Raw genomic sequence first — 23973 nt, forward strand, 5'->3', positions numbered from 1 at the left:
GCATCCTGAATGGATGCTTTTTTATTGCTCGTCAATCTACATATCGCTAACAAGATTTTACCTAGACCACAAAAAATGGTTAGCCGAAGCTAACCATTTAAAATCTTCACTATTCTTAGGGAAAATAGTGTTGATTTTAGAAGCGATACCCCACACCAACATAAGTAATCAATGGATCTATATCGACTTTTGTCGTGGAATTAATCAGTCGCTTACCAGTCTTGGCATCAACGACATCAATCTTTGCCTGATTGTTGAGCTTGGCATAAGAAACAGAAGCCACACCAAACCAGTTTTCATTAATATCATAAGTAGCACCAAGACTTACAATGGGTGCTATAGCATCAGTCGTTTTAACTCTTACATAAGGATTTGCACTGGAAGGTTTGCCATCTAACGCAGCCCCAGCTTTTCCATCTAAAACGTTTTGAATCATGTGTCCCGCTGCAACCAGATCACTTTTGATCTGTGAATTCAACTTAATATCAGTGAAATGAGAGTACATCACCCCTACCCCAATATATGGACGCAATTTATTGACACCAGATTGACCAAATTGATATTGCGCTTCCAGCGCTGGTGTCCATGCACGCACCGATGCTGCTTTAGACTTATTGCCTAAATTGGTGATTGGAATGGCTTGATTTAAACCAATACCATCTGGAAATAAGATATTGACCAACTCATTTGGCGAAGTGGCTAATCCTGTGAGCGGTGCCAATATTTCCCCTTTACCTTTAATATCCACTTTTGGAGGAATCCCACCAATGAGTTGCAAAGAAACATTGTCGTTGATGTAATAATTTAGCATTAAGCCCAGCGTATCCACGTCATCGACTTCGAGCCCTGTACCCTTTGCTTGCCAATTTTCCAAGCCATGAATATTTGCGGTTCCTGCGACCTCCGGCAAAATATTCCCCTTACCATCAGTCAATAAGGTTTGCATAAAGGCATCATTGAGAAATTCAGTTAACACCTCTTTCTGATTAAATGGCACTCCGCCTAAGTCTTCTCCCATCGCATTAGGATCAACTGAGTTTAAAAAACTGGTTGTAGAGATACTTCCGACTGTTGCATTGGTACCATTTTTAACACTGGTATTAATATTAAAGGGATTGGCTTTTCCTTGAGGCATGACATGTAACCAGCCTGCAGATACTGAAAAGCGTTTATACTCCCCCGCAAAACTCATGCTAGTAATCGCGAACAATGAACTTGCTATGACAATATTTTTTAACGTTAATATTTTTTTCATTTTTTATCCTTAAAATATGAGATTACCGAACCGTGGCAACCTGTTTAAAAAACATAAATAAAAAACAATATTTATGTATAAAATTCTGATCAACAGCATTTACACTCATCCGTAAAAAATATTGGTACTTTTATTTTTAAATTTTTTATACTACTTATTAATGATATATATCATTGTGTTATTTTTATCATTTAGCATAAATTAACAGTGCTGGTATATTTAAAAAGTCTATTTAAGCCCCTGCTGGCCTATTATAGAAATATCAAATTTTTCACATAATTTTCACTTTTTAATTATTAACACACATTCTCACAAATTGATAATTTAGTCTATTTTGATGGATCTTAAAATTTATCCCCGAAATTTAACGCAACGATTCACTTTTTAAAAATAAAATGATCTGTCAAAGCAAAAAATACCAAATAAAATCTGTTTTTGTCGTTTTTAATCAAAACTCACGTTAAAGCCTGATTTTCAGCTTAAAATTATAAAGAAAAACTTCATCATTTTATTTTAAATATAAATATCAAATACTTAATTTAAAATTTGCATGATTAAAATTTGGTAGGTGTTTAGTAGGTATTCAACCCAGCCCTCAAAACTGATACTCAACCTCAAGGTGATCATCACCTTTCTGGAATGATGAAATAACAATGGTAGAAGGAATCGCACCATGGCTTTTAAAAATATAGCAGATCAAACAAACGGTTTTTATATCCCTTGCGTCTCACTTTTTGGTCCAGGTTGTGCCAAAGAAGTCGGCGCTAAAGCACAAAATTTAGGGGCAAAAAAAGCCCTCATCGTCACTGATGCTGGCCTATTCAAATTTGGTGTTGCAGACATTATCGTAGGCTATCTCAAAGAAGCTGGCGTAGACAGTCATGTTTTTCCTGGCGCAGAACCAAACCCGACAGATATTAATGTACATAACGGCGTAAATGAATATAACAATAATGGCTGTGACTTTATTGTGTCTTTAGGCGGCGGATCTTCTCATGACTGTGCAAAAGGAATTGGCCTAGTCACCGCAGGTGGCGGTCATATTCGTGATTATGAAGGGATTGATCAAAGTAAAGTCCCAATGACACCGCTTGTTGCAATCAATACAACGGCGGGAACTGCTTCTGAAATGACTCGTTTCTGTATTATCACCAATACAGATACCCATGTAAAAATGGCGATTGTTGACTGGCGTTGTACACCGCTTGTTGCAATTGATGATCCTAAACTCATGATTGCAAAACCTGCAGCTTTAACTGCTGCAACGGGTATGGATGCTTTAACTCATGCTGTAGAAGCTTATGTTTCAACTGCTGCAAACCCAATTACTGATGCATGTGCAGAAAAAGCCATTTCGATGATTAGTGAATGGTTAAGCCCTGCTGTTGCCAATGGTGAAAATCTTGAAGCTCGTGATGCGATGGCATATGCACAATATTTAGCAGGTATGGCATTTAACAATGCATCTTTAGGTTATGTACATGCAATGGCTCATCAATTAGGTGGCTTCTATAACCTTCCACACGGCGTATGTAATGCAATTCTATTACCGCATGTGTGTGAGTTTAACTTAATTGCTTGTCCTGACCGTTATGCAAAAATTGCCCAATTAATGGGTGTCAATACCGAGGGTTTAACCGTTACTGAGGCTGCCTTTGCTGCGATTAATGCAATCCGTGAGTTATCATCATCTATTGGCATCCCTTCTGGCTTAGCTGAACTGGGTGTCAAAGCGGAAGATCATGCAGTAATGACATCAAATGCGCAAAAAGATGCCTGTATGTTGACAAATCCACGTAAAGCAACTGATGCTCAAGTCATTAAAATTTTTGAATCAGCAATGTAAAACGATACTCTTTGGTTCTACGTCAGCCTGACAACTGTTTTAGGCCAAATCCAATGAAGCTTGTGCTTGATACTCAGGAATATTACTTAGGTAATATTCCTTTTTTATACGCTTATCAAAAAATGACAATCATTATTGTCAGATATATTGATAAAGTCACAATCTATGACTATGATGCTTAAAACATCAGCGGATTATTTCAGCAATGACAACAACAAGTAAAACCATCATCATCACGGGTGCAAACACTGGAATCGGGCTTGCAACTGCAGAAACATTTATTAAGGATGGTCACCATGTGATCATTGCTTGTCGTAATCCTGAAAAAGCAAAAACAGCACAACAACACTTAGAGTCATTCGGTACAGGTCAAGTAGACGTGATTCTCCTTGATTTAAATAGTCTTGAACAAATTAACCAAGCAGCCAATGAAATTATTGCCAAATATGAAAAAATTGATGTATTAGTCAACAATGCTGGCATGATGACACCTGATCTTGAGGCCACAGCTGATGGTTTTGAAAAACAGTTTGGGGTAAATTATCTGGGGCCTTTTCTTTGGACATTGAAACTTCTTACATTGGTTCAAAAAGCCCAACAAGGTCGTGTAATTCATTTGGCTTCAATGATGCATCTTTTAGGTCGTATCCAACCTGAAAACTTTAACGCGGATCAAGTGAAAAAATACAATGGTGTTTTGAGCTATGGTAATAGTAAATTAGCCAATCTGCTGTTTAGCAATATCCTTGCCAAACAACTACAAGGAAGTCATGTTACCAGCAATGCATTACATCCAGGTGGCGTAGATTCTGAGATTTATCGTGAATTACCCAAATGGCAATATGCAATAATTAAACTTGGTCTTATTCCACCATCTAAGCCTGCCGAATTAATTAAGAAAATTGCTCTTGATCCATCATGGGAAAAGCGCAATGGTGATTATGTGAGTTTGCAAACCCCTGCGTTTAAATCAGGCAAAGCTAAAGATATGCAATTGGCACAAAAACTATATGATGAATCCTATGCGCTGGTAAAAGACTATCTGTAATTTTTCGGATTTCATTTTTCAATAAATTCAGGAATATGCTATGACCACTCAATCTACTGAATATCAACCTGATATCCTTGGTACAGGTTATGAAAAACTAACCTTAAACTTACCAGATGACTATGATGGTAAAGTCACTGCGACTTTGGTACGCAAACAAGCAGCTCAAGCGAGCAAGAAAGCGGTGCTCTATATCCATGGTTTTATCGATTATTTCTTTCAAACAGAAATGGCTGAACAATTTAATCAACATGATTATGATTTTTATGCACTTGATTTAAGAAAATATGGTCGTTCTTACCTACCACATCAAAAATATTATTATGTTCTAAATTTGAATGAATATGATGAGGAAATCACCCAAGCATTAAAGATTATTGGTCAGGAAGGCCACACTGAGGTGTTACTGGCAGGACATTCTACAGGTGGATTGATCGCAACATTATATGCAGCACATTATCCACAACACTCCCTTATTCAAGCCTTATGGTGCAATAGTCCTTTTTATGACTTTAATATGCCTGCTTGGAAGAAAAAATTAGCCCTCCCCAAACTCAGCGCATTGGGTAAACGCTTACCTAATTTAAAGTTTCCAAGTGAATTAAATAAATGGTATGTCACTAGTCTGCATAAAGATTTGCAAGGCGAATGGGATTTCAGCTTAGAGTGGAAAAAACCAACTTACCCCAAAGTATATTTAAGCTTTGTGCATGCAATTTTTGAAGCGCAAAAAGAAATTCATGCAGGTGTACAGATCAATGTACCAACCTTAGTGATGCATTCTCACAAAACAACCTATCCCAAGAAATTTAACCGAGATGCTCAAAGCACTGATGTTATTTTAGAGGTCAAAGACATCGTGAGGGATGCAGGTAAAATACAGGGCGACGTTAATGTCATGACCATTCAAAATGGACTGCATGACTTGGTCTTATCGGCACCAAAAGTCAGAAAAGAAGTTTATCATCAACTTTTTTCTTGGTTAGCCCAAAAACAGCTTTAAAAGCGCCAATTCATTCTTCTTTACAAGCGAATGATCAGTTAAAAGTATCCTGCAAAATCAATGTTCATCTTTATATTTCATTAGAATTTGATGAGCAGGATGCCCGACTGGTGTAAGTTCAATCAGACGCTCAACGGCATCAATCGCCTCTGGAAAATGTGCAAGGTGTTTTAATAAAGCATCTGTTTCATTGGCTTTAAAAATCGCTTCACTCAGGCGTGATTCAAGGCAGTCTCGCCATGCAGATAAAAAAGGACTTTCAGTTTTAGCTAAAAATACACCTTTGCATAATTTTAAAGCGGATTCGGTATAACCCGCATCTAAAGCATTCTCTGCTTGCAAGAAATCTGCCTCAACATGTGCCAATAAACGATAGGGCCGTGAACCCAACATGCCACCCAAGATATCGCGCAACTGCGACATTTCAGCTTTTAATGTGCCGACACTTACTTTTCGTTCACCATATAGCGCTTGATGTAAATTTTCCAGATTCATCCCTTGTGGACACAACGCAAGAATGGTCAAAATTTCAATTTGTCGTGGTGTCAGTACCACGATCTTGCCATTGAACAACACTTGTGGCACAGCAAAAGCCCGGATAAATAAATGTTGTTGCTGAAACTCTAGCAATGCCGATTGAATAATTGAGGCACAACGTTCAGCTGCCAGTAATCCCAAACTATTGTGATGATTCCATGTGGTTGACAGATCAATCACCCCTAAAACTTGTTTGGAATATGGATCTATAATTGGAGAGGCATAACAAACCCAGTCATGCACAGAAGACATAAAATGTTCGTTAGAAAACACACAACTGGATTGTTGGGTTTTTAATGACAGTGCCAAAGCATTGGTTCCCACCAAATCTTCTCGCCATTGTCCACCAGCAATAAAATGAACACGTTCTGCGGCATTGCGCATTTGCCCACTTGCGGCTGACCAGATAATGGTACTGCCGATATCCCCTACTGCAGCAACCATTGCCGACTGTTCTGCGATATGAGTTAATTCATCACGACAATGTTCGATGGCTTTTTCTAACAGTGTTTTTCTTTCTTGTTTTACATTCATCAAGGGTGCAGCATCACGATCTTTGGGAATCGCAGCTGAATTGGAACGTTGCCATGAACTTGCAATACTCTGCCCGAGTTGATCAGCATGTTTTAAAGACAAACTACTACTTTGGCGTAATTGCTCAATTAAACTCCGTTTATTTGATAACTCTTGTTGGCTTAACATACGCTACTTCCTCTGTAATTCGTTAAAAAATATCCTATCCTTTCTCTGTTGTTTTTATCCAGCGGACCTGCCTATAAATTACTCTAGCACATTAACACAGTGAGCTTAACCTCAGTCAACACAACTCATACCAAAGCGTTAGAATAAAACCAATTTTTTCCAATATTTAGCAAATTTTCAATAAACAAGAAAATATTGCCAAAGATTAAAGCATAGCGCAAATGTGTCTTGGATTTCATCCAACCTTTTCCCTACCTTTGACTCTCTATGCTCAAACCATCATGTAAACAATCATTGTTCATACATGCCATATTAAACACATCATGAATGATCATGAATATAAGTAAAGGGATACTCTTATGCGTTATGTAGATCCAAATCAGCCTGGTTCAAAAGTACAGTTCAAAGCCCAATATGAAAACTTTATTGATGGCAAATGGGTAGCACCTGTTAAAGGGCAATATTTTGATAATGTTTCTCCTGTAGATGGTAAAGCCTTTACCAAAATTCCACGTTCTTCTGCGGAAGATATCGAACTTGCATTAGATGCAGCACATAAAGCCAAAGCTTCATGGAACAAAGCATCTCCAACAACACGTTCAAATGTACTGCTGAAAATTGCAGATCGTTTAGAAGAAAATTTAGAATTACTAGCGGTTGCAGAAACATGGGAAAACGGTAAGCCAATTCGTGAAACATTGGCAGCCGATATTCCTTTAGCAATTGACCATTTCCGTTATTTTGCAGGTTGTTTGCGTGCACAAGAAGGTGGTATTTCTGAAATTGATGAAGATACCATTGCTTACCACTTCCATGAGCCTTTAGGTGTAGTTGGTCAGATCATTCCATGGAACTTCCCTATTCTTATGGCAGCATGGAAACTTGCACCAGCACTTGCAGCGGGTAACTGTATTGTACTGAAACCTGCTGAACAAACACCATCAAGTATTTTAGTTGTTGCTGAACTCATTCAAGATATTTTACCGCCAGGCGTTTTAAATATTGTCAATGGTTACGGCGTTGAAGTGGGTCGCCCACTGGCAACCAATCCACGTATTGCTAAAATTGCATTTACGGGTTCCACTGCTGTTGGTCAAATGATCATGCAATATGCAACTGAAAATATTATTCCTGTGACACTTGAGCTTGGTGGTAAATCACCAAACATCTTCTTTGAAGATGTCATGGATAAAGATGATGATTATTTAGACAAAGCGCTTGAAGGCTTTGCCATGTTCGCTTTAAACCAAGGTGAAGTATGTACTTGCCCATCACGTGCCTTGGTTCAAGAAAGTATTGCAGATAAATTCCTAGAAATGGCAGTTGAACGTGTAAAACGCATCAAAACTGGACATCCTCTAGATACAGACACCATGATTGGTGCTCAGGCATCTCAAGAGCAACAAGACAAAATTTTGGGCTGTATCGCAACAGGCCGTGCTGAAGGTGCTCAATTGCTTACAGGTGGTGGCGATCGTCAGGAAGTCGGTCAAGGTTTCTATATTGAACCTACCATTTTCAAAGGCGACAACAGTATGAAGATTTTCCAAGAAGAAATTTTTGGACCAGTGCTTTCTGTCGCAACATTTAAAGATTATGACGATGCAATCCGAATTGCCAATGATACGATGTATGGCTTAGGCGCTGGTGTATGGTCGCGTTCTGCGCATACCTCTTATCGTGCGGGTCGTGCGATTGAAGCTGGTCGTGTATGGACCAACTGCTACCATATCTACCCTGCACATGCTGCATTCGGTGGTTATAAGAAATCAGGTATTGGCCGTGAAAACCACAAGATGATGCTCGATCATTATCAACAAACCAAGAATTTATTGGTTAGCTATTCAACCAAAGCAATGGGCTTCTTCTAAGTTTAATAGTTGATTTACACTTTAAAAAAGCGAACTTCGGTTCGCTTTTTTTGGTCATGATGAAGATGCTTTTTAATTCTTATCACTATCAATTCATTCATTATTTTATACAGATTGCGATGATTCGCTAAATTTAGTCGGTTGTTGGATTCATCCAAACATCTTCATAGCCATGCTTATCAATAATGACATGATAACCGTGCTCAAGCGCCAAATAAGGTAAAATTTCAGGTAAATATTGCTGTAAATGCGAGGCATGCAGCGGTTGATAAAAATCATCAGCGGAAGAATATTCTCCACAGTGAATAAACCAAGAAACATTGTCTGGTTTTTTAAGCGCAACTCGAACTGCATAAATCGGTTGTTGACCTAGACTCTGTAATGCAATTGCAACCCTATCCGACAGATTAAATTCGATATATTTTGACTGATATTTTTTGCAGATTTGCCGTTGTAATGTTTCTAAATCCATCAACACATTCCTTTATTGCTTGTTTAGTATTGTTTGTTTAGTTGCATAAACCAATACGTTCAAATCAGATATATTGAGATCAGCAGCAAAATTATTTAAGTCTTTTCCATAACATTTTAATATTTTCGAAGCTATATCCCACCACGACTCTTAAATTCATCATCAATAACATTGTGAAAAACACAATCACAAACATCACTAAACTTCGTGGAAAAAATTTCTGATCTAAAACAGATTTATAAGTATTCAATGCTAAATATAAAATGATCAAAAGTGTGTAAAACAACAGTTGAAAGTAGATTTTGTATCTTGGCTTTTTCTCAACAATTTCCATCAAATATACAGACAAAGCCAATGCAGAAAATGCGGTAAAAATGAAAAAGCCGAGTACCCATAAAATGCTAAAGCTTTTGATATGGCTGATTGCCCATAAGGATAGGTTAGCAATACAGCCACATAATATAAATGCTGTTTTAGGACGTTCTATGAGTTTATAAATCAAATCATTCATTCTCTGTGCTTATACTCTTCTTTTGTTCTTTTGCGAAAGGCTCACGATAAGATGCTAAACCATTTGTGCAATATCAATAAATGCCTGTGTAATTGGACTCATCTGTTTTTTATTCTTCACTGCCAGACTAATAGACCGCTTGATATTGGGTGATAAAGGTAATTTTTGAACATTGGGAAACAGCGTCATCAACTCTTTGTTCAAGGCCATATCTGCGACAATTGAAACACCAGCACCATTGTTCACCATATTAATAATGGTCAAAATTTGAGAAAAATAACATTTAATTTTTGGACTCAGATTGGCTTTTCTAAACATCTCTGTCACATGGTTTTGACTGCCTGCTGAGGTCATTAAAAAAGGATGTTCTACCAATTCATCCAATCGAACTGCACTTTGTTGTGATCGTGCATAGGATTTGGGAATAAGTGCTACAAAAATATCCTCAATCACAGGAAAAGTATCAAAACGTTCTTCAGGTAAAACCACAAATCCAACATCAATAGTACGGTCATGAATCCATTGGGTAATATCTTTGTCCGTTCCTTCTTTAATAAACACTTCAATATTTGGATATTTTAAACTAAATTTTTCTAGAATTAAGGGAATCAGTACATTAGAAGATGAAGCACCAAAAGATCCAATTCTTAAAGTCCCAGAATGAAATCCTTGTATATCGGAGATTTCTTGTTTTAATACATTAGAAATATTCAAAATTTCTTTCACATGCACTAAAAGCCGTATACCCGATTCAGTTAGCTCAACTTCATTATGATTGCGATAAAACAATGTGACTGACCAATCTTGTTCTAAGCCTTTAATTGCATGAGAAATCGCAGATTGAGAAATTTGCAAACGCTGCGCTGTGACAGTAAAGCTTTTCTGTTCAGCCAACATGGCAAAAATAGTCAGTTGAGTAAATGTCATCGCCACTCTATCCATGAGTAAAAACTCATTTTACCATGAATAGGCATAAGTCATATTCTTGATTAAAGTTTACTTGGGTTTAGCTTACAGATGAAAAAATCAGTGGGTAGGACTTGGTCGAATTAGGTTCTGCATAGAGCGTTCATCATGCTACAAATGATTACTATTCTTTTCCCATCCATCGCCCTGATTGGTTTAGGTTTTTATCTGTTCCAGTCACGTATCCTTGATGAAAAATTCTGGAATGGCGCAGAAAAGCTCAATTACTATATTTTATTTCCAGCCTTATTGTTTAGTTCTCTTGCAAATGCAGATATGAATATGGGGCATCTCAATAGCATTCTTACGGTCATTTTTTTAATTATGGCCATGATCATTGCTGGCGTTTATCTGTTTGCAAAGTTAAACCGCACACCTATTGCCCAGATCGGTGTATATGTTCAAAGCTTGATTCGTTTTAATACCTATCTCGGCCTCTCGATTGCCACGACACTCAATAATGCTGAAATCAAAAGTATCTTGGTCAATATCCTTGCTATAGCGATTCCGTTGGTTAATGTTGTTTCGATCCTTTCACTGACAGATAAAAATCAACTGAATATTAAAAATATTTTCTGGTCTTTAATCAAAAACCCACTAATCAGTTCTTGTATATTGGGTATTACATTTAATGTTTTAAACATCCCTATTTGGTCTGGCTTTGCAAATCTGTTAAATGCTTTTTCAAGTAGTAGTCTGATGTTGGGCTTATTATGTGTAGGAACAGCAATTCAGTTTTCGACCCTCAAAGTTTATCTGAAAAAGTCTTTACTTATTAGCCTATTCAGATTATTGCTGATTCCGCTTATCACCTTTGTATGTTTGCAGTTTTTTGATCTCAGTCATGCCGCCGTAATTGCCATCATGATTTTCTTTTCTATCCCAACGGCATCTTCCGCTTATATCTTAACCAAACTGTTAAACGGCGATCATCAATTAATGGCTGCAAGCATCAGTATGCAAACGCTTTTATCAGTTTTCACTTTGGCTCTGATCCTTGCGCTATTACAGCATTATTATGTTTGATCCGCTATATTTGCGATTAGAGTTTTTTCATCAAATATTTTGCTGATTCGATATAGTTTTGCTTTCTATAGAATAGGTGTGCTGCATGGCGATGTGCTGCACAATGCAACTCGATCCTGTCACAGTCACGTAAACTTGCACATCGCTCAGCTTCTGCAAGTAATTTCTGACCAACTTTTTGATCTCTAAAAGCTTGATCCACACAAAAATAACTAATCCGTGCAAAATCCCCTTCCATTGCAATTTGGGGTATAAAGTGCATCGAAATAAATCCACACACTTGATTTGCAATAACAGCAACATAAATCAATTCATTTTCATCTTTTAAAAGTCGCTTAAAACGCTTTTCAAACTCAGAAATCTCTGTGGGATAGCCCAATTGCACCAACAAATTTGCAATTCTATTGACATCAGCTTGCGTCGCTATTCGAATTTCTATGGATTCTCTCATGCTATAGCACCCTAAATAATGGAACCAGAATTTAAAAGCGTATTTATCAAGATTTAGCCAATTCCATCTCAACAAAGTGAAGATGATCAACGCCCCAAAACATTTCATTGCCAATAAACCATGTCGGTGCACCAAAAACACCACGCCCAATGGCTTCTTCTGTCAAATTTTTTAGTTGGGCTTTGACCTGTTCATCTGAAAGCCAAGTTTGCACCTGCTCCGTACTCAAACCCAATGATTGAAGCAAGCTAATAAGTTCATTGATATCATTTAAATTACGTGGATGCCCAAACATTGCATCAAATAAAGCGTTTAACACTGTTAAAAATTTTTCAGCTTGATAAAGCTGAACCGCTGTAATCACGCGCATCAGATTTAAGGTATTAATAGGAAAATAGGGATTCATTTGTATTGGAATATTCCAAAGTTTTGACCAGCGCCCCATATCGATCATTGAATAACTGGCTTTTGCTGGCACAGCCATTGGACTACTGTTCCCAGTGGCTTTAAAAATCCCACCAAGCAAGACTGGCTTCCAAATCACTTGCACTTGATTTTGTTTTGCAATTTTTTGAATCTGATAAAAGCCTAAATAACTATATGGACTACCCAAATCAAAATAAAATTCTACCTGTTTCATTCAGTGTTATTCCTTAACTGTACTGATCGTATTTTTATCGTACTACTGTAAAAATGATTCTAGAAAAAACTTAAATCATCCAGACGTACTCTCGCTATATAAAGATAAAGCCAACTGCTTATACAACATGACTAATAGCAACTAGCAACCATTAATTAACTTACTAATATAAAGTGACTTACCATTTTTCCATCCAAGGACGTAAATCTAGCTCATGTGTCCATGCATCACGTGGTTGCTGGGCAAGATGCCAATAATTTTCAGCAATATGTTCAGGATTTAAAATACCATCTTGGTCTTTTTTCTCATAAAGATCAGGAAAACTATTTTTAATAAAATCTGTATCAATTGCACCATCAACTACCACATGAGCCACATGAATATTCTGTGGACCAAGTTCACGCGCCATACTCTGTGCCAAAGCTCTAAGTGCATGCTTTGCCCCTGCAAATGCTGAAAAATAAGCAGCACCACGTAGACCAGCAGTCGCACCAGTAAAGATCAATGTCCCGCGTTGTCGGCTTACCATTCGTTTCGCCACTTCACGACCAGTTAAAAAGGCAGAGAAACACGCCATTTCCCATATTTTAAAATATTTACGCGCGGTTTCTTCAAGGATGCTACATGGGACATTGGCACCGATATTAAAAACCAGTACCTCTATTTCGCCAATGTTGCTTTCAATTTCTTCGATCAATTGTATAACTTGCTGTTCTTTTCGAGCATCAGATGCAAAACCATATGCTGTTCCACCTGCCTGTTCAATCTCATCAATCAGTGGTTGTAACTTGTCAGCATTGCGACGGGTCATACAACTAATATATCCCCCTTTGGCAAAACGTTTCGCAATTGCGCCACCTGTTGCATCACCTGCTCCAATAATCAATGCAACCTTCTGATTTGATGTTGTTATTTCATCTTGCATATCATGCTTCTCTTTTTGCATAACGATCGTTATTATAACGATTACTATGTTATAGTTTTACTAGACCGTCAAGAACAAATTTGGTCGAGGAAAATATGCGATACAAATCTGGCTATAAAGAAGAAAAAAGAAAAGAGCTATTAAAAATCAGTGGACAGCTGGCCAAAAAAGATGGTTTTGCTGCAACCGGTGTAGATGGCTTTATGAAAGCTGCTGGCGTGACCAGTGGTGCATTCTATTCACATTTTTCTTCCAAGCAGGATTTGTTTAAAGCATTGATTGAAAACGAACTCAAAAATAGCATTCAGATGTGGCAAAACAATCCCCATGAGCAGGCTGAGTTATGGATTGAATTTGAACTCAATCGTTACTTAACCCTCTCGCATGTTGAACATCCAGATTATGGTTGTGTATTGCCAACACTCGCTACAGAAGTTGCACGTTCTGATGAGGAGATTAAACAACGCTATCAACAAGAATTACAACGCGGTCATGACCTATTTACTCAACGCCTCGGAAGTGAAGAAAAAGCTTGGGGCGTCTTATGTCAACTGGTGGGTGCTATACTGATAGCAAGAAGTGTTTCTGATGATTCGGTTAAATTGACCATTTTGGAATCAAGCAAACACTGTATTTATTCCATGTTGCAAATCACAGCATAAATTTAGTTTTCAACCCAACACAATCTAGTATAAATTAGCAATATTCTCGTTAAATCATTATAAAACCATGACTTCCTCCACACACGCTTTGCCGAAGACAATCTATGCCATTCAACATTTAGCATTTGAAGATTTAGGTATTCTTGAAGACACTTTTTATGATTTAGGCTATCGCATACGTTATTTTGAAGCGGGTATGGATGATTTAAAGCAAGCATTTGAATTTGAAGGTCTAGTCATCATTCTAGGTGGTCCAATTGGTGTTTATGAAACTGAAGATTATCCTTTTTTAAATGATGAAATCGCTTATCTTAAACAACGTTTGGCCAAGAATTTACCAACGATCGGTATTTGCTTAGGTGCACAATTGATTGCACACGCTTTGGGCGCAAAAGTTTATGCAGGCCATCAAAAAGAAATTGGCTGGAGTCAATTGAAGCTAAATCTAGCTCAAAATAATCCGTTATTACCACTTGTTAATACCGAAGTTTTACATTGGCATGGTGATACCTTTGACTTGCCTGTACAGGCTGAATTACTTGCAAGCTCTGCAATTTATACAAATCAGGCATTTAGAGTTGGGCAAAATATCTTGGCACTACAATTCCATGTCGAAGTTGCGGCAGACGATATGGAAAAATGGTTGATTGGTCATACCTGTGAATTACGTAAAGCTGGCTTAAATATTCCTCATTTACGATCTGAAAATGAAAAATATGCCCCAAATCTTGAATTAAAATCACCATTGGTTTTAGAGCATTTTATCAAACACTTAAATGTATAATCTGTTTATCTATATCAGCATGAAATAGACTTTTCTGTTTCGTGCTTTTTATAACGTATTTACTCTTCACCCATTAATACGGCGTTGCTCGAAATATAATATCAATACTGCATTACTTATATTTAACTGATTATTATATTTAACTGACTATAGCATTTACATTAAAAAGATATTCTTTATTCTCACACAATATTATTTAATCAAACTTAATATTTTACACTAAATCATACCTGATCATTATGTTTGAGCTACAGGATTAAACAGAGTAGATACATTAAAGCTTGCTGATTTATTTATACTGCATACTTTAAAACCAAGACTTTGTTTGCAATGAATAAAATATATATTGGCGCTTCTTTGCTCATGACAACACTTCTTTCTGCCTGCTCTACCCCTGAAGTAAATAATCAAAATGCTAAACCGCTTGGCATGGCCAATCCTGCAAGTGTGTATTGTCAAAAAATGGGAGGAGAGTCTCAGATTAAAAAAGATGCTTTAGGAAATGAAGTAGGATATTGTAAGCTTCCAAATGGAACAGTGGTTGATGAATGGAAGTTGTTTAGAAGTGCACAAGGCGATGAGCAAGCTACTACTAAATAATTTTGAATAATCGCTGCGGAATATAAACAATAGATAAGCCTTCTGGAATGACTGATTTTCTATTGGTATAAATTTCAGACTCATTACTGTATATTCACTACGGTAATGAGTTGCTCCATCATTGTCATCGTTAAAATAAATTAGATCTAAACATGCATTAAATATAAACAGTATTGTATTTATTTTGGGAATATTGAATAAATGAAAACCTACCAATCTAAACAGGAACTGATTGTTGCAATTAATAATTCATTAAAGCAATATTTAACAGAATTTGAAGAAATATCCGAAGACTTAAAAGATCATAAAGTTGCAGCTGTAGATAAAACTCCTGCCCAAAATTTAGCTTATCAATTGGGATGGGTAAATTTATTATTAGAATGGGAAAGCAAAGAACTTGCAGGTTTCCCCGTTTCAATGCCAAAAGAAGGCTATAAATGGAATAACTTAGCAAGTCTATATCAAAATTTTTATCAAACCCATGCCCAGCATTCATTAAAAGAAAATACTCAGTTATTGTCTAAACGGGTCAAAGAAGTCACACACTGGATTGAAAATCTAACAGATGAAGAACTATTTGAAATAAATCAACGTAAATGGGCAACCACACCTGCCAACTGGCCATTGTATAAATGGATTCATATCAACACTGTCGCCCCTTTTACCAACTTTAGAGTTCAAATCAGAAAATGGAAGAAACTCAACATAAATACTAAACCAACTAAAAAGCCTTAACAGGTTATTTTTTTCAGTTCTAAATATTGAGAAATGGTGTTATTTAATTCATCCAAATAATACTGTTTTGGTTTTTCTTGCCCCAAGGATTTGTCATATTTTATTAAAGCAGGTAGGTATTCTGTTTTATAGACACGCTCATATTCACCACATAATAATGCTCTATTTACCTCATTACTGGTATTTTCATTATCCAGTTGCTCATGCATGACTTCAATTGGTTTTTCTTGCTGAATCAATACCAAACTATGAGGATTTGGTGTAATACAGCCTGTAAGCATCAGCAACATTACCATTACCATTGTTATTTTTTTCATAAATCTGTTTCATTGTTCTTAGATTAAACTGAGCATAAACTATTTTTATCACCCGCTCAATTTATCGATAACAATTAAAATTTGAGTTTTACTAAAGTACGTATTAAGATCTTGATTAAGTAACAAAATCAAGATTTGATATAAACAGATCGAATATCATTCACTAAAAGTGCAGAGCGTTAAAATTCAATCACTTGTAGTTTTATTGATTATCAGCCATCAAGGTGTAAAGAATTTAATCCATGTCCCCTAGAAATAAACCAAACAGAAAACTATTGTTATCCTCTGCTTGGTCAACAGATCAAGATTGCTTTCTCATTGAAAACAACCATTTAACTGTTGATCAATTGGTTGAAATACTGCCCTACCAACATGATGAAATTATCGCAAGAAAAAGTCAACTTGGACTGCTTAGAAGAGATTTTTACATGAAAAAACTACATGACTTGTAAGCAAAATTACAATATCTCCGCATCGGGCGCGACATAATGAATATATATATTAAATACTTAAATATAGGGCTATGTCATGAACAACAAGTTTAAAATATTAACGCTCGTCGGTGGAATAGCATTACTGAGTGTTGCGGCATTTGCTTATGCAGGAAATGAGAAGATTCAAACCGTTAAAAATGTAGATTTAAAGAGGTATCTGGGTACTTGGCATGAAATTGCACGCAAGCCAATGTATTTTCAAAAGAAATGCGATTATAACGTTACTGCTGATTATTCCTTAAATGAAAATGGCTCAATCAAAGTGGATAATCGTTGTTACGATAAAAATGGCAAGCTTCAACAATCAATTGGCGAAGCATCTGTACAAAACGCGCCTACAAACTCCAAATTAAAAGTGAGTTTTTTACCAAAAGCACTTCGTTGGTTACCTGTAGGGCGTGGTGATTATTGGATTTTAAAGCTGGATGAAAACTATCAAGTTGCATTGATCGGTACACCCAATAAGAAATATTTATGGTTACTCAGTCGATCTCAACAGCTTGATCCAGCCACGACTGAAGAATATTTAAATTATGCTAAAAGCTTAGGGTATGATTTAAGTGATTTAATTGAAACCAAACAAAAATAAATGCATACAAGCCCTCTTTTTGAGGGCTTGTTGAATCTGGCTCATTTTATACGATTGCACTACAAGCCCTTCTGATCAATATTATCTAAGAAATGAGACACAACTGATGAGTAAGCCCACAACCATCAATGCTCCAGCACACCCAAAAGTAAATTGCATCCCATCAATGATTGCTAAAGCTGTTGCCTGATTGAACTGAATTGTGCCGACACCGAATGAAAAAATAGCCCCCATCACAGAAGCCCCGATAATTAAGCCCATATTACGAGATAAGCTAAGAAGTCCTGATACCATCCCTTGTCGAGCTTTAGGAACATCCGCCAAGGTCATCGTATTGTTGGCCGCCTGAAACAACTGATAACCTGAAGTCAAAATAATAATAGGTAAAATATAGCCACTTATACCCATCAATTTCGGTAAGATAGCGAGCATCAAGCTACCGATAATCAGAAAAATCAACCCTATAGTGACGATATAGCGACTTCCCCAACGATCGACAAGTCGACCCGATGGAATTCCACTTAAGATAGCAACCACTGGTCCAATCCCCATAATCAAACCCACATGTATTTGATCCAAGCTTAGACCAAGGCTGAGATAAAAAGGTCCAATGACAAGTGTGGTCATCATAATGGCGGCAACCAGCAAATTAACCAGCAGGTTTGGCGTTATATTCTGGTCAGGTTGCCAAGAAATTAGCGCAGGAATTTCTTTTCTAATGGAATCTTTTGGCAACAGTACCCAAGCCAGAATAATCGCAATACTCGCAAGTATAAACTGTAGCCCAAAAATGCTTTGCCAACCGCTCATGGCAATCAGAAACCCACCCAACACAGGTCCAAGTGCTGTACCTAAAGCAGATATCGTTCCAAGCATTCCCATTGCGCTTCCCAACTGTGATTTACTGACTGTCTGACGTGTAAGTGCCATTGCAAGTGTCATTAAAAATGCCGCACCTATTCCTTGAAATGATCGAGCAGCAACCAATACCCATAAGCTGGATGAGACACTACATAGCAGTGAAGCCAAACTGAATATAATCAGTCCAACGATCAGCATAGACTTACATCCATATCGATCACCTAAGCGTCCAGCAATCACAACCGTGATCGTCAACGAGATCAGATATCCAATTACAACAGCCTGTACTTGAATAAATGGCAGTAAAAAGACCTCAACTAGTGTGGGTAATGCGATATTAGCAATGCTTGTTCCCAGCGATGCCAATAGCATGGATAACGACAAAGTGATCGTGATTCCAGTTTGGGTCTTGTTTGTCAATGTTAATGATTCTGTCTGCTCTGTCATGTTGCGCTCTTGTCAGCAGTGGTGTTTAAGCACATACTACTAATTCAAGTTGACTTGAGGTCAAGTATGAAATTTCTTGATATTGGTGAAGTTTCAGCAAAAAGTGGAATTAAACCTTCAGCACTACGCTATTACGAAGAAATCGGTCTGATTTTCTCAATTTCTCGCCATGGATTACGTAGACAATTCTCTTCTGAAGTTCTGTTACGACTCACTTTAATTTCAATGGGCAAATCGGCTGGCTTTTCACTTAAAGAAATCGCAGCAATGTTCGATAGTCGTGGCGCACTTGATCTTTCTCCAAGTGTTATTCATCAAAAAGCCGATGAGATTGATCTTCAAATTCAGAAATTGATCGCACTCCGAGACATACTTCGCCACGTAGGTGACTGCCCTGCACCATCGCATTTGCAATGCCCGAGTTTTAAGCGACTAGTTGAGAAGGCAGCTCAGAAATAAAAGAAATTTTTAAAAGATTTTTGATGAGTATTTGCTGAATAGCTAAATTAGATTGTAGAACAATAATTAAAATTAGCACGCAATGACATTGAACAGTCAAATGGCTTTCTCTAAGATGATAAAACAAGCTTAAATTTTGATGACTTTTATACGTTTGTAGCCTGATCTACGAATATAAATTGTATCTGTTGAAATCGGTATTTTTGATTTATGGATCAAAGCAAATCTAGTGATTCTGGTGTTTTCCTCTGGTTAACATATCACACTCTAAATAAAATGAATTTGGACGCAAATCGGATATTTTCACAAATAAGATTATCTGAACAACCACCTGACAAAACCATACGGCGAGATAATTCGACCCAACAACGTTTTTGGGAAATAGCTGAAGAAATCAGTGCTGATCAGAATATCGGACTTCATGTAGGTGAACATTTCCCTATTTTTAGAGGCGAAATATTAGAATACATTTTTATGAGTAGCCCTACATTTGGAGACGGCTTACAAAGAGCGTTGCGTTATCAGAAAATTTTTACCGATGCTTTTGTGGCTCATTTACACATTGAAAATCAAAATGCAATGATCACGAATCTTCAGCACCCAGTTCGTCATTATCTAGAATGTGCCATAAGCGTTATGCTTAATTTTTTAAACTATATCAGTAACAATCATTTTTATCCCAAAGAAATATGGTTGCCTTACCAAGAAGGCGCGAGTTTAGATGAATATCAACGTATCTGGAAATGCCCGACTCGTTTAGGTATGCAGTACGGCTGTATAATTTTTGATGCGGAAATATTGAGTTTAGCTTCAGCATCGGCTGAGCCAATGCTATTAAAAATACATGAGCATATCGCTAAACAGCAGGTGAAAGTTGTCGATAAATATTATTTGATTAATGATATAGAAAACTTACTCAGCTCTGGTCTATTAGAATCAGGACAATTAGATTTAAAATTAATTGCCCAACATTTAGAGCTACAACCCCGAAAACTTCGTGCAGATCTTAAAGAAGTTAACACGACTTTTGAAAAAGTTTTGGCAACTTATCGTGAAAAAATGGCAAAAAAGCTGTTGATGAATCCCAATATAAGCATAGATCAAGTTGTATATTTACTTGGTTTTTCTGAGCCTTCCGCCTTTTCACGTGCCTTTAAACGTTGGACAAATGAAACGCCATCCCATTATCGCCAGCGCAAGCAAAAATAAGTTTTTAGCTATAACTTGATTCTAATGACATTTAACGAGTTAGCTTTTCGGTCAAAAAAAATGAGCTGTTCTTTTCTACACTGATGGTTATTTCTTAATTGAAAAGGATCAGAGATGTTAGGTTTTCCAATTGGCCTTTTAGTTGCGAATGGATTTGAATGGTATGCACATAAGGTATGGTTGCATGAGTTTCCAAGTAAACACCGTAATAGCCCTTTCTTCACACATATAGCACATCATAAACGTGCCAGAACAGATCTGTTTCATGATGAAGGATATCGTGAATCTATGTTTAAAAATGCAGAAATTTATAATGAAAAAACCGCATTGTTAGGTTTAGCCGCGGTTTCAACTGTATTTTTACCCATTGCACCATTTTTTACTGCCGGCTTATATTATGGGATTTGGAATTATTGGCGTGTACATGCAAAATCTCACCTAGACCCAGAATACGCGCGTAAACGGATCCCTTGGCACTATGATCATCATATGGCAAGTAATCAAAATGCCAATTGGTGTGTTACACGTCCGTGGTTTGATTATATTATGGGAACACGTGTTTTTACTGAGCTTTCGATTAAAGAAAGCAATCCCCTAGGAATAAAACTACCTCAAAATCTTGAAATAATCCTAAACAAGACATCACAGAAAATATTTGCAAAATCATATCTTAAAATTACCTCTAAGAGTGCATTGGATATAAAAAGTACTCGTCAGGGCATCTCATTAGAACTGTAAATTTTAACAAATAAAGTATTAAGGATCATTTTGATGAAACGATTATTCCCCAAACACATTGCTGCGCCAAAGTTTTTACATCATTTTATCGATCGTTCAGAGACAATCAACGGAAGACCTTTTGATGTGAATACGCCAACGCATACACCAAAAGGAAAGTATTCTTGCGTTCATTATGGGGTTATGATTCCAAATCTTGAAGCACCATTTAATTTTTTGAATCTTTTAATTGTGGTTGGTCAACCTCGTGTAAAAATTTTTCGGAATCAACATTTAATCCAAACCACTGCGCTTGATACTGCAAATGTATTAATCGGTACCGCAGTAGGTACAAAAGAACATTTTAATGGCTATAGTGTAGAAAATGACTGTGTATTGGAAAGCAATGGTTCATCTTTAAGTTTTGGTCGTGACGTGTTACTCGAAGGTACATATCCAAATTTTCATGCGCAGCGTGAAGGTCATGATTTCAATTTTGATTTAAAGATTCATGCGACTGATAAAATTGCCCATTTTGTACAAATGTCATTGGGTTTATATGATCACTGGGCATTATTATGTAAATATGAAGGATTTCTTGAATATCAAGGTAAGAAAACTGCAGTTCAAGGACTGTGTACTTATGAATATGCTCGTGCAGTAGATGTAAATTTATATATCAATTATTTTACCTATCATATTTTAAATATCGATGAGAAAACTCAAGTCCTACTTGTAGAAATCCTTGGTCCATTAAATCTGGTATTGCAACGTCGAGTATATATTCGCTCTACAGATGATCATGGCAGTATTCATTCAAATGGATTTAATTTTAATGTCCATGCATTTGAAGATCAGCGCGTTATAACCCCGAATGGTTTATCAATGCGTTTAGCTCGTACTTTCTCATGGAGCGTGAATGATGATAATGGAAACCCGTTAATCCATATTGATGGTCTAACAAATGCTGATTTTCAATATGGTATGGCGGGAGGCTATGCAGGGAGCTATAAATATAAAGGTACATTCAAGGATCGTGCAGTTGAAGGTACTGGTTATATTGAATATTTAGATATCCGTACTGATTAGATCGATTCAACTTTTAACTAGGTGATAAAAAGCCTAGTTAAAACAGATATATCAGCTGCTTTACCATCGCTCGATATTCATCAATGTAGTTATGAAATATATCAAGGCAACGATAATACGGTATTCGGTCTTTTCTACATTTACTTTGGAGGAAAGTAAAAGTAAATTAAAGAGAACTATTCCTTAAGCACTAAGACAAAATGAATATCTTTAACCAATTTAAATTTTGTATTGAGCAGCGTAAAAGCTTAATTCCAGCATCCTTGCTATTAATATTGTCAACAAGCGCCATGAGTGTTTACGCAGAAACGGATGAGCAATTAAGCAAATCTGGGCAATGGCGTGACCCTGCAACAGGTCTAATCTGGATGCGTTGTTCAATTGGGCAATCATGGACAGGCTCAACTTGTAAGGGTGATCCTTTGGAATTTAAAAACTGGGAAGATGCACAAGATTATCTTAATCAAATGAATAAAAATGGTGGATTTGAAGGTAAAAATAACTGGCGTGTTCCCCAAATAAAAGAATTAATAACAATTCGTAAATGTAGTACTGGCTGGAGAAAAATAGGACAAATACAATTACCAGAACAAGAGAGGAGACAATATGGACAAGATCATGAACTTGAAATGAAAAAATTACCTTATGGGCAAAAAGCTCCAGCTAACTGTGCTGATGATTCAACTAGCCCTACATTAGATACTCATATTTTTCCTAATACCCCATCTAATGGTAAATATTGGTCAAGTTCATTATCCCCATGGAAACCTATCGGCTACAAATATAAGGCATGGAATGTCGACTTTAAGACTGGTTTTTTTGCACCGACCATTAACTACACAGACGACCGTAGTTTTTCTAGAGCAGTTCGAAATAGTCGTTAGTTTCCCAGCAGGAAATTGTCTAGCATTTTATATAAGCAGTATCATGCTAATGTTAGAAAAAATTTAAAAATATAAAAGAATTGCAAGGACTGAAAAATAGCTGATTTTGCCTCTAGAGCAAATCATAGTGAGTAATGATTATTTAAATATCTTAAATTGAATAAGGAATAGACGATAAAAAAGGCCTATAAAGCAAGTAAAATCAACCTTATAAGCCTTTAATCTATTTAAATATTACTTCGCTACAGAAGCTTCTGTTGTAATATTTACAGTGATTTTATCACCTACATTCGGGACATATGCTCCAACACCAAATGCTGAACGATTAAATGATGTCGTTGCATTGAAACCAATTGACTGTGCTTTAGTCATTGGATGCTCACCTTGTTTGTTTAAAACAGCATCTAAAACAACAGGTTTCGTCACATCTTTCACAGTTAAGTTACCTGTAATTTTGTATTTATTTTTACCTAAAGCTTGAACTTTCGTACTTTTAAAAGTGATGTTTGGATACTTTGCAGCATCAAAGAAATCTGCATTTTTTAAATGTTCATCTAATGCTGCGACATTGGTATTTAAACTAGACAATGGAATAGTTACATTGACAGATGAGTCTGCTGGTTTTGCATTATCAACAGAGATCGTACCTTGAATGTCACTGAAGTTTGCAGAAGGAGTTGAAAAACCGAAATGATTCCAAGTAAATACTGTTGCTGTATGTGTTGGATCAATTTTGTAATCTACAGGTTTTGCCATGCTGAAAGTTGCTACTGATGCTACGGCTAAACCCAATGTTAATGCTTTAAAGTTCATCTTTATATTCTCGCTATCGAATGGATATTAGTTTATACACTTCCCGTATAAATTCATTGT

General features: G+C 36.7%; 27 protein-coding genes. 16 read left to right on the forward strand and 11 right to left on the reverse strand.

What is annotated here, in order from left to right; genetic code table 11:
- Window positions 1-136 precede the first annotated feature (136 nt).
- Window positions 137-1255 (reverse strand): OmpW/AlkL family protein, encoded by a 1119-nt coding sequence (locus AS4_RS12630; protein ID WP_096734368.1) that lies wholly within the window; start codon window positions 1253-1255, stop codon window positions 137-139.
- Between the two features lie 673 nt (window positions 1256-1928).
- On the opposite strand from AS4_RS12630, the gene mdh reads away from it, so the two are divergent.
- From mdh to AS4_RS12645, 3 genes are all read left to right on the forward strand, one after another.
- Window positions 1929-3101, forward strand: a complete 1173-nt coding sequence (gene mdh, locus AS4_RS12635; protein ID WP_096734369.1) for an iron-dependent methanol dehydrogenase — start codon at window positions 1929-1931, stop codon at window positions 3099-3101.
- Between the two features lie 205 nt (window positions 3102-3306).
- Window positions 3307-4149 (forward strand): SDR family NAD(P)-dependent oxidoreductase, encoded by an 843-nt coding sequence (locus AS4_RS12640; protein ID WP_096734370.1) that lies wholly within the window; start codon window positions 3307-3309, stop codon window positions 4147-4149.
- Window positions 4150-4189: 40 nt separating this feature from the next.
- Window positions 4190-5152, forward strand: coding sequence for an alpha/beta hydrolase (locus AS4_RS12645; protein ID WP_096734371.1), 963 nt, complete (start codon window positions 4190-4192; stop codon window positions 5150-5152).
- 57 nt (window positions 5153-5209) lie between these two features.
- Here the strand turns inward: AS4_RS12645 and AS4_RS12650 are convergent, their stop codons facing one another.
- Window positions 5210-6391, reverse strand: coding sequence for a sigma-54-dependent transcriptional regulator family protein (locus AS4_RS12650; RefSeq protein ID WP_004719519.1), 1182 nt, complete (start codon window positions 6389-6391; stop codon window positions 5210-5212).
- 359 nt (window positions 6392-6750) lie between these two features.
- Between AS4_RS12650 and exaC the strand changes: the two genes are divergently transcribed.
- The gene (gene exaC / locus AS4_RS12655) at window positions 6751-8262 is read left to right on the forward strand and encodes an acetaldehyde dehydrogenase ExaC (RefSeq protein WP_004719517.1); all 1512 of its coding nucleotides are present in this window, start codon (window positions 6751-6753) and stop codon (window positions 8260-8262) included.
- 133 nt (window positions 8263-8395) lie between these two features.
- On the opposite strand, the gene AS4_RS12660 is transcribed toward exaC, so the two are convergent.
- The 3 genes from AS4_RS12660 to AS4_RS12670 form a co-directional block, all read right to left on the reverse strand.
- Window positions 8396-8734 carry an immunity protein Imm33 domain-containing protein gene (locus AS4_RS12660; RefSeq protein WP_096734372.1) on the reverse strand — a complete coding sequence of 113 codons (339 nt, stop codon included), beginning with the start codon at window positions 8732-8734 and terminating at the stop codon, window positions 8396-8398.
- A gap of 91 nt (window positions 8735-8825) precedes the next feature.
- Window positions 8826-9245 (reverse strand): hypothetical protein, encoded by a 420-nt coding sequence (locus AS4_RS12665; RefSeq protein ID WP_096734373.1) that lies wholly within the window; start codon window positions 9243-9245, stop codon window positions 8826-8828.
- A gap of 54 nt (window positions 9246-9299) precedes the next feature.
- Entirely contained in the window at window positions 9300-10172 is an 873-nt protein-coding gene (locus AS4_RS12670; protein WP_126606951.1) for a LysR family transcriptional regulator, read from the reverse strand.
- Window positions 10173-10319: 147 nt separating this feature from the next.
- Here AS4_RS12670 and AS4_RS12675 point away from each other — a divergent pair, with 147 nt between their 5' ends.
- Window positions 10320-11237: an AEC family transporter gene (locus AS4_RS12675; protein WP_096734375.1), complete on the forward strand. Its 918-nt coding sequence runs from the start codon at window positions 10320-10322 to the stop codon at window positions 11235-11237.
- 16 nt (window positions 11238-11253) lie between these two features.
- On the opposite strand, the gene AS4_RS12680 is transcribed toward AS4_RS12675, so the two are convergent.
- From AS4_RS12680 to AS4_RS12690, 3 genes are all read right to left on the reverse strand, one after another.
- Complete coding sequence (locus tag AS4_RS12680; RefSeq protein ID WP_197724417.1) at window positions 11254-11688, reverse strand: GNAT family N-acetyltransferase; 435 nt, start codon at window positions 11686-11688, stop codon at window positions 11254-11256.
- A gap of 46 nt (window positions 11689-11734) precedes the next feature.
- Window positions 11735-12328 (reverse strand): 2-hydroxychromene-2-carboxylate isomerase, encoded by a 594-nt coding sequence (locus AS4_RS12685; protein ID WP_096734376.1) that lies wholly within the window; start codon window positions 12326-12328, stop codon window positions 11735-11737.
- A gap of 178 nt (window positions 12329-12506) precedes the next feature.
- Entirely contained in the window at window positions 12507-13253 is a 747-nt protein-coding gene (locus AS4_RS12690) for an SDR family oxidoreductase (protein ID WP_096734377.1), read from the reverse strand.
- Between the two features lie 95 nt (window positions 13254-13348).
- On the opposite strand from AS4_RS12690, the gene AS4_RS12695 reads away from it, so the two are divergent.
- The 4 genes from AS4_RS12695 (at window position 13349) to AS4_RS12710 (ending at window position 16034) form a co-directional block, all read left to right on the forward strand.
- Entirely contained in the window at window positions 13349-13915 is a 567-nt protein-coding gene (locus AS4_RS12695) for a TetR/AcrR family transcriptional regulator (protein ID WP_096734378.1), read from the forward strand.
- 67 nt (window positions 13916-13982) lie between these two features.
- Complete coding sequence (locus AS4_RS12700; protein ID WP_096734379.1) at window positions 13983-14699, forward strand: glutamine amidotransferase; 717 nt, start codon at window positions 13983-13985, stop codon at window positions 14697-14699.
- A 330-nt stretch (window positions 14700-15029) separates the two neighbouring features.
- The gene (locus AS4_RS12705; RefSeq protein ID WP_096734380.1) at window positions 15030-15299 is read left to right on the forward strand and encodes a putative hemolysin; all 270 of its coding nucleotides are present in this window, start codon (window positions 15030-15032) and stop codon (window positions 15297-15299) included.
- 201 nt (window positions 15300-15500) lie between these two features.
- Window positions 15501-16034 carry a ClbS/DfsB family four-helix bundle protein gene (locus tag AS4_RS12710; protein WP_096734381.1) on the forward strand — a complete coding sequence of 178 codons (534 nt, stop codon included), beginning with the start codon at window positions 15501-15503 and terminating at the stop codon, window positions 16032-16034.
- Here AS4_RS12710 and AS4_RS12715 read toward each other — a convergent pair.
- Window positions 16031-16351 carry a hypothetical protein gene (locus tag AS4_RS12715; protein ID WP_227548070.1) on the reverse strand — a complete coding sequence of 107 codons (321 nt, stop codon included), beginning with the start codon at window positions 16349-16351 and terminating at the stop codon, window positions 16031-16033. The two genes, AS4_RS12710 and AS4_RS12715, sit on opposite strands and share 4 nt — an antisense overlap.
- Window positions 16352-16593: 242 nt before the next feature.
- On the opposite strand from AS4_RS12715, the gene AS4_RS22025 reads away from it, so the two are divergent.
- Both AS4_RS22025 and AS4_RS12725 read left to right on the forward strand, forming a co-directional pair.
- Entirely contained in the window at window positions 16594-16803 is a 210-nt protein-coding gene (locus AS4_RS22025) for an acyl-CoA thioesterase (protein ID WP_096734382.1), read from the forward strand.
- Window positions 16804-16879: 76 nt separating this feature from the next.
- A complete protein-coding gene (locus AS4_RS12725; protein WP_096734383.1) occupies window positions 16880-17434 on the forward strand; it encodes a lipocalin family protein in 555 nt (184 codons plus the stop codon).
- A gap of 81 nt (window positions 17435-17515) precedes the next feature.
- On the opposite strand, the gene AS4_RS12730 is transcribed toward AS4_RS12725, so the two are convergent.
- Window positions 17516-18742 carry an MFS transporter gene (locus tag AS4_RS12730; RefSeq protein WP_096734384.1) on the reverse strand — a complete coding sequence of 409 codons (1227 nt, stop codon included), beginning with the start codon at window positions 18740-18742 and terminating at the stop codon, window positions 17516-17518.
- Window positions 18743-18808: 66 nt separating this feature from the next.
- On the opposite strand from AS4_RS12730, the gene AS4_RS12735 reads away from it, so the two are divergent.
- The 5 genes from AS4_RS12735 (at window position 18809) to AS4_RS12755 (ending at window position 23100) form a co-directional block, all read left to right on the forward strand.
- Window positions 18809-19201 carry a helix-turn-helix domain-containing protein gene (locus AS4_RS12735; protein ID WP_096734385.1) on the forward strand — a complete coding sequence of 131 codons (393 nt, stop codon included), beginning with the start codon at window positions 18809-18811 and terminating at the stop codon, window positions 19199-19201.
- Between the two features lie 210 nt (window positions 19202-19411).
- Entirely contained in the window at window positions 19412-20410 is a 999-nt protein-coding gene (locus tag AS4_RS12740; protein WP_096734386.1) for an AraC family transcriptional regulator, read from the forward strand.
- Window positions 20411-20524: 114 nt separating this feature from the next.
- Window positions 20525-21148: a sterol desaturase family protein gene (locus tag AS4_RS12745; protein ID WP_096734387.1), complete on the forward strand. Its 624-nt coding sequence runs from the start codon at window positions 20525-20527 to the stop codon at window positions 21146-21148.
- 33 nt (window positions 21149-21181) lie between these two features.
- Window positions 21182-22216 carry a DUF6670 family protein gene (locus tag AS4_RS12750; protein ID WP_096734388.1) on the forward strand — a complete coding sequence of 345 codons (1035 nt, stop codon included), beginning with the start codon at window positions 21182-21184 and terminating at the stop codon, window positions 22214-22216.
- Between the two features lie 290 nt (window positions 22217-22506).
- Window positions 22507-23100, forward strand: coding sequence for an Lcl C-terminal domain-containing protein (locus AS4_RS12755; protein ID WP_227548071.1), 594 nt, complete (start codon window positions 22507-22509; stop codon window positions 23098-23100).
- Window positions 23101-23334: 234 nt separating this feature from the next.
- Here the strand turns inward: AS4_RS12755 and AS4_RS12760 are convergent, their stop codons facing one another.
- Window positions 23335-23913: a YceI family protein gene (locus AS4_RS12760; RefSeq protein WP_004719471.1), complete on the reverse strand. Its 579-nt coding sequence runs from the start codon at window positions 23911-23913 to the stop codon at window positions 23335-23337.
- Window positions 23914-23973: the final 60 nt, after the last annotated feature.

Origin of the sequence: Acinetobacter guillouiae (assembly GCF_002370525.2) — a bacterium.
GTDB lineage: Bacteria > Pseudomonadota > Gammaproteobacteria > Pseudomonadales > Moraxellaceae > Acinetobacter > Acinetobacter guillouiae.